Raw genomic sequence first — 13,639 nt, 5'->3', positions numbered from 1 at the left:
GCCCTCAACGGGCAGCCCAGTTCGACGCTACCGGCTACTTCCGGGCCGGCCAGAGGTCCGGGTCAGGAGCGAAGCGCAACGTCAACTCGCCGTCACGCAGCGCCGCTCCGGCCACCGTGCAGCGGCGCAGCGCACCGGGCAGCGGCAGGATTCGACGGTACGGTCCGAGCCCGACCACCAGTTCGTCGCCGCGCCGGACCAGCTCCAGGTCGGCCCGCTCCGCACCGGGAGCGGCCAGCCGCCACAGCAGCACGCCGTCCTCGGCGAGCCGGTCCTCGGCGGTCCACGGCCAGCGCTCGGCCGGTTCGGGGCCGGCCCCGAACTCGCGCCCCTGGTACTCCCGGTACAGCTGCGCCGCGACGGCCGCCGGCCCCTCGGCCGTCCGGTCCGCCGTCAGCAGCGGCACGCCCAGGTCGATCGCGGCCAGCTTGTCCCGCTCCCGGGCGGCCTGCTCGGCCAGCCACGGGTCGGCCGAGTCCAGCGCGGCGGCGGGCAGACCGGCATGCGCGGCCACCGCGTCCAGCCGGTGCCCGAACAGCGCCAGCCCGGCCGCCGCCCGGCGCAGCGCGGCCGGCGAGCAGGACCAGGCGTCGACCGCCAGGCGCACCGAGGTGCGCGGCGACTCGATCACCGCCCGGGTCGCGGCCAGCTCGGCGGCCGCCCAGGAGCGGGCGGAGTAGATCCAGTCGGCCGGCATCGGCATCCCGACCACGGCGGCCAGCAGCGGGCGCAGCGCTCGGGCCGCCTGGCGCTGCTCGGGCAGCAGCCGGCTCAGATAGCGGTCCAGCTGCTCGGGGAGCGCGAGCGCGGCGGTGAGTTCGGCGGGCGGCGGGGCGGCGACCACCAGCAGGTCGTAGGCGCCGTCGGGCAGCCGCAGTGCGCGCAGCAGGGCGAGCTGGCGGGTGCCGGGCAGTGCGGTCAGCTCGTCGGACTCCAGCGGGTCGACGCCGAGCAGCTCGAAGCCGGTGCGCAGCTTGCCGTCCAGTCCGGCGACGGCGTGCCGGAAGGCCTCCTGCTCGTCCAGCCGGACCGCCCACAGGCCGTCCGCGAGGCCGACCGCCCGCCCCGAGAGCCGGGTGCCGAGCTGCTCGTCCAGCAGTCGGTGCGGATCGTCGGCGGCCAGCAGCAGCGTGCGCAGCCCCGAGCCGGCGGCCCGTACGGCGGTCGCGGCGGCCACCGCCGGTACCGCGGCGGCGTCACCGGTGACCAGCACCACCCGGGTCATCAGGGCGTCTCGACCCGCTTCTTCAGCCCGGCGAGCGCCCGGTCGATGATCACCTTCTCGGCCTTGCGCTTGATCATCCCGAGCATCGGGATCTTGACGTCCACGGCCAGCTGGTAGGTGACCTCGGTGCCGCCGGCCACCGCCGCGAGCGCGTAGGAGCCGTCCAGCGAGCGGAGCATCTGACTCTTCACCAGGGTCCAGGAGACCTCGCGGTCGTCGTCCCAGGTGTAGGCGAGCACGTGCTCGTCGCGGATCGCCCCGGCGTCGAGCACCAGACGGACCTCGGTGGCCCGGCCCTGCTCGGTGCGGCCGAGTACCTCGATCTCCTTGACCTCACCCGTCCAGGCGGGGTACGCCTCGAAGTCGGCGATCACCGCCATCACCTCGGCCGGGGTCGCCGCGATGACGATGCTCGACCTGGTGTGTTCCGCCATGGGTGGGCCTCCGCTGTGTCCCGTGCCGGCGTCAGTGCCAGTCAGTGCCCCCGAAGGCTATCGCGGCCGAGCGGTCCTCCCGCGCCCGTGGGGGGCTACCCACGGGTCACCGCGGTGCTGTCGTAGGGTGCGAATCGGAATGATCGACGTCGGACCAGCGGTGTGACACTTCGAACACCGGGGCTGGCCCCCCTACCCGAACCTCCCTACCGGGCAGTAACGTCCTGCCGTCCCGCAGCGTCGCAGACAGGAGCAGTGGTGCTCGAGTTCAGCCTTCCGGCCCTTTACCAGGTCCCGAGCGGTGGCAACCTCTCGGATCTGGTGCACCAGAACGCCGCACAGCGCCCGGAGGTCGCGGTGCTGAGCCGGAAGCTGGAGGGCAGCTGGCAGGACGTCACCGCGAGCGCGTTCCTCAAGGAGGTGCACCGCGCGGCCAAGGGCCTGATCGCCGCCGGTGTGCAGCCCGGCGACCGGGTCGGCGTCATGTCGCGCACCCGGTACGAGTGGACCCTGCTCGACTTCGCGATCTGGAGCGCGGGCGCGATCACCGTGCCGGTCTACGAGACCTCCTCCGCCGAGCAGGTCCAGTGGATCCTCGGCGACTCGGGGGCGGTGGCCGTGATCACCGAGACCGACAGCCACGCCGCCATGGTCGAGTCGGTCCGCGAGCGGCTGCCCGAGCTCCAGCACACCTGGCAGATCGAGCGCGGCGCGCTGGCCGAGCTGGCCGAGGCCGGCGCCCGGATCACCGACGCGACGGTGACCGAGCGCAGATCCGTCCCGACCGAGGACTCGATCGCCACCATCGTCTACACCTCGGGCACCACCGGCCGCCCGAAGGGCTGTCAGCTGACCCACGGGAACTTCCTGTCCGAGCTGGGCAACGTGACGGCCCGGATGCCGGAGCTGTTCGTCAGCGGCGAGAGCTCGGTGCTGCTCTTCCTGCCGCTGGCCCACGTGCTGGGCCGGATCGCCGAGATCGCCACCGCGATCTCCGGCACCAAGATCGGCCACGTCTCGGACATCAAGGACGTCACCGCCGAGCTGGCCTCGTTCCGCCCGACCCTGATCCTGGGCGTGCCGCGGGTCTTCGAGAAGGTCTTCAACACCGCACGGGCCAAGGCCCAGGCGGACGGCAAGGGCAAGATCTTCGACCAGGCCGCGGACACCGCGATCGCCTACAGCCGGGCGCTGGAGCAGGGCGGGGCGGGCCTTGCGCTGCGGCTCAAGCACAAGGTCTTCGACAAGCTGGTCTACGGCAAGCTGCGCGCCGCGCTCGGCGGCCGGGCCACCCACGCGATCTCCGGCGGCGCGCCGCTGGGCGAGCGGCTCGGCCACTTCTACCGGGGCATCGGCTTCACCGTGCTGGAGGGCTACGGCCTGACCGAGACCTGCGCGGCCACCGCCTTCAACCCGGACGACAAGCCGAAGATCGGCACGGTCGGCCAGCCGCTGCCCGGCTCCGCGGTGCGGATCGCCGAGGACGGCGAGGTGCTGCTCAAGGGCCCGCAGGTGTTCACCGGCTACTGGAACAACCCCACCGCGACCGCCGAGGCGCTGCGCGACGGCTGGTTCGCCACCGGCGACCTGGGCTCGCTGGACGAGGAGGGGTACCTGACCATCACCGGGCGCAAGAAGGAGATCATCGTCACCGCCGGCGGCAAGAACGTCGCCCCCGCGGTGATCGAGGACCGGATCCGGGCGCACCCGCTGATCGGCGAGGTGATGGTGGTCGGCGACCGCAAGCCGTTCATCGCCTGCCTGGTCACCATCGACGACGAGTTCCTGCCCAAGTGGCTGGAGCTGAACAACCGTCAGCCCGCCACCCTGGCGGAGCTGAAGGACGACCCGGCGCTGCTGGCCGCCGTCCAGGAGGCGGTGGACGAGGGCAACAAGGCGGTCTCGCACGCCGAGGCGGTGAAGAAGTTCCGCATCCTGGACACCGTCTTCTCCGAGGCCAACGGCTACCTGACCCCCTCCCTCAAGCTCAAGCGCAACGTGGTCCTCAAGGACTACGCGGCCGAGGTCGAGGCGCTGTACCAGCGTTAGCCGCGTTGTCGTCGCTCGCGGCGCTACGCGCCCGCCAGGAGGACGCCCAGCCGCTCGGCCAGCAGGTCCCAGCGCCAGGCGTCCTCCACCCAGCGGCGGCCCGCCTCGCCCATCTTGCGGCGCAGCGCCTCGTCGCCCAGCAGCTCGGCCACCCGCTCGGCCACGGCCGCCGCGGACCCGCCGGGCACCACGTAGCCGGTCTCGCCCTCCAGCACCGCGTCCGGGGCGCCGCCGGAGTCCCCCGCGACCACCGGCAGGCCGGTGGCCGAGGCCTCCAGGTAGACGATCCCGAGCCCCTCCACGTCCAGCCCCCCGCGCCGGGTCCGGCACGGCATCGCGAACACGTCGCCCGCGCCGTAGTGCGCCGGCAGCTCCGACCACGGCACCGGGCCGGTGAAGACCACCGACCGGGCCACCCCGGTCGACTCGGCGAGCCGCCGCAGGTCCGCCTGGTAGGGCCCGCCGCCGACGATCAGCAGCACGGCGTCCGGCTGGGCCGCCAGGATCCGCGGCATCGCCTCGATCAGCGTGTCCTGCCCCTTGCGCGGCACCAGCCGGGAGACGCAGACCACCACCGGACGGTCCGTCAGTCCCAGCCGCTCGCGCACCTCGGCCCCGCCCGAGCCGGGGTGGAAGGTCTTCTCGTCCACCCCCGGCGGCAGGTGCGCCATCCGCGCGGCCGGTCCGGGGCCGATCGCGTCGGCGATCCGCGAGCGGGTGTACTCGCCGAGGTAGGTGAGCGTGTCGGTGCCCTCGCCGATCCGCCGCAGCAGCTGCCGCGCGCCCGGCAGCTGGGCCCAGGCGGCCTCGTGGCCGTGCGTCATGCCGAGCAGCCGTCCCGCCCCGGCCCGGCGCAGCGCCGGGGCCATCAGCCCGAGCGGGGCGGCCGCCCCGAACCAGACCGTGTCGCAGCCCTCGGCCCGCAGGATCTCGGCGGCCCGCCGGGTGGCCCGTGGGGTCGGCAGCAATATCGTGGTGCGGTCCCGGATCACCGGAAAGGGTTGCTCGGCGTCGAACCGGGCCGTCTCGCGCCCCTTGCCGTCACCGCGGTCCCGCCAGGATGAGGCATACACCACAATGCTGCCCGCCGGCTGGCGGACCGCCATGTTGTGGATGAACTGCTGGATTCCGCCTGGGCGCGGGGGAAAGTCGTTGGTGACGATGAGGGTTTTCGGCATACTGGCCACGGCTCGCTCGGTCGGGGGGTGTACGGTTCACCGCTCGCTGATCCGTACCATAGGTCACCATGCCGACTCGGCGGGAACGAGCGTGCAGCCCGGAACCGTTTGGCCCCTGAGGCATGTCCTGGTCCACACAGAGGTGCGACTGGTCGACAGCGGTGTGCGGAGCGAAGAACGAGGGAGCTGTGGTGTTGGCGGAGGACGGCCCGACCGGTCAAGCCGGTAGCGGCGGCAGCGGCACTCTCGCCCTCGCCGCACCCCCGAGCCAGGGAGCCACCGCGGTCACCCCGGCAGCGCCCGCGCGCGGAGCGCTCTGGGGGCTGGGCGGCGGCTGGCTGGTCACCCGCACCTTGATCGTGCTGCTGCTGGCCGGCATCCTCAAGATCAGCAACCTGGACGTGACCACCGACATCTCGGTGATCTACCACGGCTGGTACGAGGTGCTGCAGACCGGCACCTTCCCGATGGACGACGTCACCTGGCAGTACCCGCCCGGCGCCGCGCTGGTGATGCTGCTGCCCGGGCTGCTGCCCTGGTCGTACCTGATCTCCTTCTACGTGCTGTGCGGCGTCTTCGACCTGCTGGCCATGGGCATGCTGGTGCGGGCCGGGCTGCGCAAGGGGCGCAGCTTCGCCGGCGCCTGGGTCTGGGTGGCCGGGGTGCCGCTGCTCGGGCCGACGGTCTACTGCCGCTACGACATCCTGGTCACCGCGATCGCCGTGGTCGGCCTGCTGGTGCTGCTGCGCCGGCCGGTGCTGGGCGGCATGCTGCTCGGGCTGGGCGGCCTGATCAAGCTCTGGCCGCTGCTGGCGCTGGCCGGCACCCCGCGCGGACGGCGCACCCGCCGCTCCTGGACGGCCGCGCTGGCCGCGCTCAGCGCGCTGGCCTTCCTGCTGGCCGCCGGGATGAACGGGGCCTTCCAGTTCCTCACCTTCCAGGCGGACCGCGGCATCGAGGTGGAGTCGCTGGGCGCGCTGCCGCTGCACTTCGCCCGGCTGTTCGGCGGCTGGCACGGCCTGGTCTCGATGAACTACGGCTCGGTGGAGCTGCTCGGCCCGTGGGTCACGGTGATCTCCAAGGTCTCGGTGGCCGCCACCGTGGTCGGCTTCGGCTGGCTGCTCTACTGGCGGCTGCGGGCCCGCCGCTGGCAGGCCTCCACCACCTATGACGCGGCGTTGGCCGCCCTGCTCATCTTCACCGTGACCAGCCGGGTGATCAGCCCGCAGTACATGATCTGGCTGGTCGGCCTGGCGGCCGTCTGCCTGACGGTGCGTGGCAGCAGCCAGCGTCCGGTGGCGGTGATGATCCTGATCGCCACCGTGCTGACCACGATCGAGTTCCCGATGATCTTCGGGGAGATCGTCAACAGCCAGCCCTGGGGCGTCGCCGTGCTGAGCGGCCGCAACCTGCTGCTGGCGGCCGCGACCATCGTCTCCTGCCGCCGCCTGTGGCTCTCCACCCGCGGCGAACTGCCCGCCACCACCGTGCTGCTGCCCGCCGAGCCCGAGCGCAAGTACCCGGTCCGCCCCGGCATCGCCTACGAGCAGAGCCTGCTGGACGACTGACGCCCAACCGGCCTGATGCCTGCGGGGGGCGTCACGCCTGCGGCGAGAGCTGACGTTCCGTGTGGGCGATCCAGTCCTTGCTGAACTCCGTCAGCCCGTAGCCCAACCGCTGCCGGAAGACCTGGTCCAGCTGCTGGTCACGCCCGGCACCCGGCCCTGCCGCGCCGACCGCGCGGTAGAGGTCCACCAGCGCCGGCCGGCCGTGCCGCTGGGCGATCAGGTCGCAGGCCAGCCAGGAGAGTTCGTAGGCCTGCGCGATGCCCTCGGCGCCGGCGGTGAAGTCGCTGTCCGCGGGCAGCGCGCCGGGCAGTTTGCCGGCGGCCACGTCCTGGGTCAGCTCGGGGGCGATCTGCCGGGCGGTGCGGCCGGTGTCCAGGTAGCCGGTCCAGTCGGCGACCCCCTCGGAGAGCCAGAGCGGGGTCCACGGGTGGGTGTCCGCCCGGGTCGCCACATGGGTGCTCTCGTGGGTCACCACCACCTGCTTGCCGACGGCGCTGAGCTGCCGGAACGCCTCGGGGTTCACCAGCACCCGGTCCGCGGGGGTGTGCAGCGGCGCGCCGGCGGCCGCGCTGGTGACGGCGGCTATGCCCTGGTAGGTCCCGGGGTCGACGCCGAGCAGCTGGGCGAACTGGTCCTCGCCGGCGGGCAGCTGGAGCAGCAGTCGCTCGGTCCAGCCGCTCCCCCAGACCGCGCTGACCGCCGAGACCGCCCGGTCCCCTGTCGCGGCCAGCGCGGTGAGTTCGTCCTGCGCGGCGGGCCCGAGCACCAGGCAGCGGGCGCCGTGCACCGGCCGCAGCGGCCCCAGGTCCCAGGGCGCGGCGGCGGTGTTCGGTGCGGAGCTCTCGCCGGTCACCGCCCCCTCGGCGAGGGTCAGCCGGCGCTGCAGCACCGCCGGGTACTCGTCGATGCCGCTCAGCCGGTAGTCCAGTTCGGCCAGCACGCTGTCGGCGTCCCAGCTGGTCGCCCGGTAGCCCAGCTCGGCCAGCTCGAGAGGGGCCAGCTCGCCCTCGCGCAGCGCGCCGGCGTGTGCGGCGAGCAGCGCGTCGAGCCGGGCGCTGCCCAGCTTCGCGCTGCCGGCCTGGCCGACCGGTAGGTCGAGCGGCGGCGGCACCCGGGGCAGTGAGAGCTGTGCCAGGGCGCCGCCGACCAGCAGCAGCGCGGCCCGCCGGGACATCCCGCCGCCGCGCTGCTGCGGCATCGCCGTGACGGGACGGGCTCCGGCGGGGCGGGCTCCGGCGTGGGCCGCCTGCTCGCTGCTCAGGGCCGCACCACCGCGGCCACCGGCATCGCCGAGACGTTCTCGTACCGGACCCGGGCACCGGGGTAGGGCGCGTGCACCACGGTGCCGCCGCCCACGTACATGCCGACGTGGTGCATGTCCTTGAAGAAGATCACCAGGTCTCCCGGTCGCGCTTCGGCGAGGCTGATCCGCTGCCCCCCGAACGCCTGCGCCTGCGAGGTGCGCGGCAGGGTCACTCCGGCCTGCCGCCAGCTCCAGTACATCAGACCGGAGCAGTCGAACGCGCCGGGCCCGGTGGATCCGTACACGTACGGGGAGCCGACCTTGCTCAGCGCGGCAGCCAGCGCCACCGCCGCCCGGTCCGAGGAGGGCGGCAGGTTGCCCAGGTCGATCCGGTCGGTGCCACGGGTGGCCCGCTCCTGGGCCTCCTTGGCGTCCTGGGAGACCAGCTGGGCCCGCTCGGTCGCGGTCAGGCTGTTCAGCAGCGCCTGGGCGCTCTTCAGCCGGGCCTGCACCTGCTGCTTGCTCTGCGCCAGCGCGGCCCGCACCGCCTCCAGCTCGACCAGCTTGCCGGAGGCCTCGGCGCGCCGCTGGTCCAGCTTGCGCTGCTGCTGCTGCACCTCGCGCAGCGAGTCGGCGCGCTGCTGCCCGGCCTGGGCCAGGCTGCGGGCCTTCGCCAGGTAGTCCTGCGGGTCGGAGGAGAGCATCAGCTGCACCCCCGGGTCCATCCCGCCGGCCCGGTACTGGGCGGCGGCCACCATGGCCAGGTCGGAGCGCATGGTGTTGAGCGAGTCCTGCGCCACGGCCACCTGCTGCTGCAGGCTGCCGGCCTCGCGCTGCAGCCGTTTGGCGTCCTCCTCGGCCGCGTTGGACTTCTCCGAGGCCTGCTCGGCCTCCGCGTAGAGCTGGTCGACCTGCGCCTTGACCTCGTTCCGGTCCGGCCGTGGTGCCGCCTGCGCGCCCGAGCCGGCCGTTATCGCCAGCGCGGTGGTCGCGGCAGCGGTGACCGCCAGCACTCGGGCGAGCCGCCGCGCGGCGCCCTGCGGGGGAGTACGGCCCGGAGGTACCGGGCGCTGCGGCATCGCCATGGGCTTGACGACTCCAATCGTCCAACTGAGGTCCGAGCGCAGACGTTAGCGAGTCAGGACGGACGAGTCCAAACCCCTACCGATACGAATATTTGATCACCAATCGGACATTTATACGAGAACAGCCCGACTTCCCAAGGGAAGCCGGGCTGTCTGCTGACGTCTCGTCAGGGGCGCACGATCGCCGAGATCGGCATCACCGTGGCGGACTCGTAGCGGACCACCGCGCCGGTGTGCGGGGCGTGGATGACCTGCCCGCCACCGACGTACAGGCCGATGTGGTGCATGTCGCCGAAGAAGACGATCAGGTCGCCGGGCTGGGCGTCGGCGATGTTGGTGCCGATGTTGGTCCCCGCCCCGGCCTGCTCCTGCGAGGTGCGCGGGAGCGAGACCCCGGCCTGCGCGTAGGCCCACTGGGTCAGGCCCGAGCAGTCGAAGGTGGATGGGCCGGCGGCACCGTAGACGTACGGCGAGCCGAGCTTGCTGACGGCGGCGGCTATCGCGGCCTGCGCGTGCGAGCCACCGGTGCTCGGCACGCTGGGGGTGCCGGCCGGCGCGCTCGGCGTGCCCAGGTCGGTGCGGGTGGTGTCGCGCGAGGCGGCGGCGCTCTGGCTGGCGGCGGCCTTGGCGTCCGCAGCGGCCTTGTCGGCGGCGGCCTTGGCATCGGCGGCGGCCTTCGCCTCGGCGGCGGCGATCGCCTGCTTCTGCTGCTCGGTCAGCGTGTTGAGCAGGTCCTGGGCCTTCTTCAGCTTGGCCTGGGCCTCGTCCTTGGTGGCCTTCAGCTGCTGGGTGGAGGCGTCCAGCTCGGTGAGCTTGGCCTGCGCCTCGGCCTTGTCCTGGTCCAGCTTGCGCTGCTGCTGCTGAAGCTGCTTCAGGGTCTCGGCCTGGGTGCTGTTCAGCTCGTTCAGCGAGCCGGCCTGGTTCAGGAACCGGTCGGGGCTGGTGTTGAGCATCAGCTGCACGGTCGGCGAGATGCCGTTGTTCGCGTACTGGTCGGCGGCCACCCCGGCCAGTCCGGACTGCAGGTTGGTCACCTGGTCCTGCTGGCGGGCGACCTGGTCCTGGATGTCGCTGACCTGCTTCTGCAGCGCCTGCTGCTTGACCTGCGCACCCTCGTAGCTCTGGTTGGCAGCCTCGGCCTGGCCGTTCAGGTCGTCGACCTGCGTCTTGACCTGGTCGAGGGTGGGAGTCGGATCGGCGTGCGCACCGGTCTGCGACGAGAGGGCGACGGCGGTCGCGGCAGCGGCGGTCAGGATCGACGCGCGTGTTCGGCCGACGGGCTTGGGACGACGATGGGACGCCACGAATCCTTCTTCCTTCGACCGCCTACCGGGTGAGCTGACGGGTTCGGGCTGGAAGACTGCCCTACGACGCCTCACCGACCGTCAGGTCGACCTGGCGCCGATTCACCCCGGAGGAACGTGTGGTTCCCCGGCTCCGGTCCGCAGCTCCCCCGCAGGGGCTCCCCGTCGGGCAGTCAACTGCCCGTGCCGCTTTCCAGACTCGGCGGTAACCCCCGCTGCCACCCGGGTCGGGTGAACGCCATCGCGGTGGTCCGGTTGACGACCCTAGTAACAGATCCGTGATCTGTTCAAATCTTTGTCGGAAGAATCGTCCAACTTTGACTGTGAGTGATACGCGGGTCACCGGAAGGTGATCATGAAGTGTACGAACAGGTGTCCGGGCTCACATCGAGGCGTGAGAGAACGTCAGGTCCGCCGGATCAGGGCCGGCGGATCGTGTTGATGGACCCGATCGAGGCGGCGTCCGCGATCCGGATCACGTCACCGGTGTGCGGTGCGTGCACGGCCTGGCCGTTGCCGATGTACATCGACACGTGGTGCAGGTCGCCGCCGTAGAAGATCAGGTCGCCCGGCTCGGCCTGGGCCAGGCTCGGCACCCGGGTGCCGACCGAGACCTGCTCGTAGGTGGTGCGCGGCAGCGAGACGCCGGCCTGCCCGTAGGCCCACTGGGTCAGGCCCGAGCAGTCGAAGTAGGTGGCACCGCTGGCGCCCCACTGGTAGGCGTGGCCCAGCTTGCTGAGCGCGGCCTGCACCGCGGCGCCGGCGTAGCCGGAGGCCGGCGGCAGGTTCAGCGGGGCCCGGACGTCGCTGCGCGAGGCACGGTCGGCCGCCCGCAGTGCGGCCTGGTCGGCGGCGCTGAGCGAGGAGAGCAGCTTCTGCGCCGCTGCCAGCTTGGCCTGCACGTCCGCCTTGGCCGCGTTCAGCGCCTGGGTCGAGCGGTCCAGCTCGGCCAGCGTGTCGGCGGCTTCCTTCTTCTCCTGGTCCAGCTTGCGCTGCTCGGACTGGAGCGACTTCAGCGCGTCGGTCTGGGTCGAGGTCGCCACCTGCATGCTGGCGGCCTGGTCCAGGTACTGCTGGGGGTTGGAGTTGAGCATCATCTGCACCGAGGAGTCGATTCCCCCGTTGCGGTACTGGTCGCCCGCCACGGCCGCCAGGCCGGACTGCAGCTCGGTCACCTGCTGCTGGGTGCGGGCCACCTGGTCCTGCAGCTGGGAGGCCTGCTGGCGCAGCTGGTCGCCGCGCTCCTTCTCACCGTTGTACTTCTCGGTGGCGGCTTCCTGCTGGCCGTTCAGGTCGTCGATCTGCGCCTTGACGTCTTCCTTCGACGGCTTGGGGTCGGCCCAGGCTCCGGTCTGTGCGGAGAGGGCGACCGCGGTCGCCGCAGCGGCGGTGAGCACGGACACCCGCGCGCGGCTCGGCTGCTTGGGACGGCGGTGGGACGCCAAGGGACAGCTCCTTCTTCTACCGGGCTCACCCGATCGGGTGAAGTGACCGGAAAAATAGGTTTGACGCCAGACCCTAGTGAACATCACATCTTCGCGCCACTCCCCCGCCGGTGCGAACTACCTTTGGCGCAGCGCCTTTCACCGACTCTTCACCGGGTGAACCCCGGTCAGTACCCGAACGGTACTTCAGGGACGCGACAACCGGTTCAACAGCAGGGTCGACGCCACCGGGCGTGCGCCGACTTTGCGCACGCCGTCGGCGACCTCCCGGTCGGCCGACACCACGACCACCGGGCGGCCCTGCGGCTCGGCCCGGACCAGCTGGCGGATCAGCTCGTCGGCGGTCTGCCCGGTGCGGCTGAACCGCACCCGCACCCCGCGCGGCGGCGCCATGATCACCGGCACGTCCAGGTCCTGGCCGTCGAAGACGCAGGTCACCTCGGCCTGGGTGCGCTGGGCCAGCATGGCCAGACCGCCCAGCAGCCGCAGCCGCTGCTGTTCCAGCGGCAGCGTCGGGTAGCCGGTCTTGGTCACGTTGTAGCCGTCCACCACCAGGTGCACCTGAGGGATCGCCAGCAGCTGGTCCAGCAGCGCCGGGTCGTCCTCCGCCAGGCCGCGCCGGGCCACGTCGTGCGGCGAGGCCGAGCCGGGCACCACGGCGTCCACCAGGTCGGCCGGGTGCAGCTGGGTGACCGGCAGCGCCAGCTCGCGCTGCAGGCCCTGGGCCGACTGCAGCACGGTGTCCAGCAGCAGCCGCAGCCGCATGTCCTCCACGCTGCGCCCCTCGCGGGCGGTGCGCCGGCCGGTCTCCAGCGCGCTCTCCAGCTCGGCCACCCGGTGCTTGAGCCGGCGGTTCTCGCTCTCGGCGGCGCCGCGCTCGGTGGCCGCCGCCGCCTTGGCCTCGGTGAGCTCGCCCTGCAGCTTGCGGCTCTCGGCCTGGGCCCGGCGGGTGTCGCTCTCCAGGCTGCGCAGCTTCTTGCGCAGCGACTCCAACTCCTTGCGGGTGCCCTCCGACTCGGCCCGCTGACGCTCCAGGTCGGTGCGGGCGGCGGCCCGGGTGGTGGCCAGCTCCTCCTGGAGCTTCTCCACCAGCCGGGCGGCCTCCGCGGCGGCGTCCTCGACGCCGGCCCGCTCGGCCTGTTCGCCGGCCTCGGCCACCAACCTGGTCCAGCCGCGCGGGCGCAGCAGGTAGGCGGCGGCCGCCACGTCCAGCGGCTCGGCTGCGCCGGGGACCTGGCCGGCCTCCAGGGCCTTGACCAGGTCCGGCTGGCCCAGGCGCAGCCGGTCCGCTATCCGCAGCCGGAAGACCGGCTCGGCCTCCAGCGCCGCGGCCAGCGCGGTGCCGGCGTACTTGGCGCGGCGGGCCGGGGTGAACTTGGCGTACGGACGCAGGGTGGTCGGCAGCTCGGCGGCCGGCAGCCCGCCGAGCGCGTCGGCGGCCAGGCCGACCACCCGGCGGCGGACGCCCTCGGGGAGCGGACGCTCCAGCTGCTCGGCCGCGCCTTCGTCAGCCGCACCGCCGTCGGGTGCACCATGGCCGGCCGCACCGCTCTGGGGCGCGTCGTTGCCGGACGTCCCGGTGTCGGGCGCGTCCTCGGCAGCAGGCGGCTGCCCCTGGGGCTCGGCGGCCTCCCTCGCTGCGTCCATCGCGTCCTCGGCTCCGATCCTGGTCTGCTGACTCACCACTCGGTGCAATTGTCTCGTGCGTGGCGCCGCGAGGAACACCACGCCCCGGTCGACCCGGAGGGTCAGCCGGTCAGCTCGCGTTCTCGGCGTCCGGCCGTGCCACCAGCTCGACCTGGTCGACCGCGTTGCACCAGCGGCAGCGGATCGACTCCACGCTCTCGCTGAGCACCTCGCGCTCCTCCACCTTGGCCTCGCCCGCCAGGTCCAGATGGACGTACTCGACCACCTTGGAGGACCGGGTCACGTCGAAGCGGGTCAGGTTTCCGCAGAGCGTGCAGCGCCAGCGGGTCTCGGCAGTGGGCACGGGGACAGTCATGGGGCGGGGTCCTCTCGGCTGGTCCCTGGTCCGGGCCGATGCTCCGGCCAGGCCTCAAGCCTAGGGCCTCGACCTGCGACCGCAGGCACCGGATACCGGTCCCGAC

The 13,639-nt window shown here is 72.7% G+C and carries 11 protein-coding genes and 1 riboswitch; of the genes, 2 read left to right on the top strand and 9 right to left on the bottom strand.

Annotated features, from left to right (window positions below; genetic code table 11):
* Window positions 1-34: 34 nt before the first annotated feature.
* On the bottom strand, window positions 35-1,225 hold the full coding sequence (locus BR98_RS31395; RefSeq protein ID WP_035850158.1) for an ArsA family ATPase: 1,191 nt from the start codon (window positions 1,223-1,225) through the stop codon (window positions 35-37).
* A complete protein-coding gene (locus BR98_RS31390; protein WP_035850156.1) occupies window positions 1,225-1,659 on the bottom strand; it encodes an SRPBCC family protein in 435 nt (144 codons plus the stop codon). Before BR98_RS31390 ends, BR98_RS31395 begins: the two co-directional genes overlap by 1 nt.
* Window positions 1,660-1,917: 258 nt before the next feature.
* Between BR98_RS31390 and BR98_RS31385 the strand changes: the two genes are divergently transcribed.
* Window positions 1,918-3,708 carry an AMP-dependent synthetase/ligase gene (locus BR98_RS31385; RefSeq protein ID WP_035854487.1) on the top strand — a complete coding sequence of 597 codons (1,791 nt, stop codon included), beginning with the start codon at window positions 1,918-1,920 and terminating at the stop codon, window positions 3,706-3,708.
* Window positions 3,709-3,731: 23 nt separating this feature from the next.
* On the opposite strand, the gene BR98_RS31380 is transcribed toward BR98_RS31385, so the two are convergent.
* Window positions 3,732-4,886, bottom strand: coding sequence for a glycosyltransferase family 4 protein (locus tag BR98_RS31380; RefSeq protein ID WP_035850154.1), 1,155 nt, complete (start codon window positions 4,884-4,886; stop codon window positions 3,732-3,734).
* Between the two features lie 191 nt (window positions 4,887-5,077).
* On the opposite strand from BR98_RS31380, the gene BR98_RS31375 reads away from it, so the two are divergent.
* Entirely contained in the window at window positions 5,078-6,454 is a 1,377-nt protein-coding gene (locus BR98_RS31375; protein WP_232247728.1) for a glycosyltransferase 87 family protein, read from the top strand.
* A 31-nt stretch (window positions 6,455-6,485) separates the two neighbouring features.
* Here BR98_RS31375 and BR98_RS31370 read toward each other — a convergent pair whose 3' ends face one another.
* From BR98_RS31370 to BR98_RS31345, 6 genes are all read right to left on the bottom strand, one after another.
* Window positions 6,486-7,652, bottom strand: coding sequence for a hypothetical protein (locus tag BR98_RS31370; protein ID WP_051970535.1), 1,167 nt, complete (start codon window positions 7,650-7,652; stop codon window positions 6,486-6,488).
* 59 nt (window positions 7,653-7,711) lie between these two features.
* Complete coding sequence (locus BR98_RS31365; protein WP_035850152.1) at window positions 7,712-8,782, bottom strand: C40 family peptidase; 1,071 nt, start codon at window positions 8,780-8,782, stop codon at window positions 7,712-7,714.
* Between the two features lie 167 nt (window positions 8,783-8,949).
* Window positions 8,950-10,086: a C40 family peptidase gene (locus BR98_RS31360; protein WP_035850150.1), complete on the bottom strand. Its 1,137-nt coding sequence runs from the start codon at window positions 10,084-10,086 to the stop codon at window positions 8,950-8,952.
* A gap of 4 nt (window positions 10,087-10,090) precedes the next feature.
* Window positions 10,091-10,242, bottom strand: a riboswitch (cyclic di-AMP (ydaO/yuaA leader).
* Between the two features lie 263 nt (window positions 10,243-10,505).
* On the bottom strand, window positions 10,506-11,531 hold the full coding sequence (locus tag BR98_RS31355) for a C40 family peptidase (protein WP_035850147.1): 1,026 nt from the start codon (window positions 11,529-11,531) through the stop codon (window positions 10,506-10,508).
* A gap of 186 nt (window positions 11,532-11,717) precedes the next feature.
* Entirely contained in the window at window positions 11,718-13,178 is a 1,461-nt protein-coding gene (locus BR98_RS31350; RefSeq protein ID WP_083977715.1) for an NYN domain-containing protein, read from the bottom strand.
* A gap of 109 nt (window positions 13,179-13,287) precedes the next feature.
* The gene (locus BR98_RS31345) at window positions 13,288-13,533 is read right to left on the bottom strand and encodes a hypothetical protein (protein ID WP_035850145.1); all 246 of its coding nucleotides are present in this window, start codon (window positions 13,531-13,533) and stop codon (window positions 13,288-13,290) included.
* Between the last annotated feature and the right edge of the window lie 106 nt (window positions 13,534-13,639).

This window comes from Kitasatospora azatica KCTC 9699 (genome assembly GCF_000744785.1).
In the GTDB taxonomy this organism is placed as follows: domain Bacteria; phylum Actinomycetota; class Actinomycetes; order Streptomycetales; family Streptomycetaceae; genus Kitasatospora; species Kitasatospora azatica.
The sequence above is the reverse complement of the archived record's forward strand: the minus strand, read 5'-3'. Positions and strand labels throughout refer to the sequence as shown.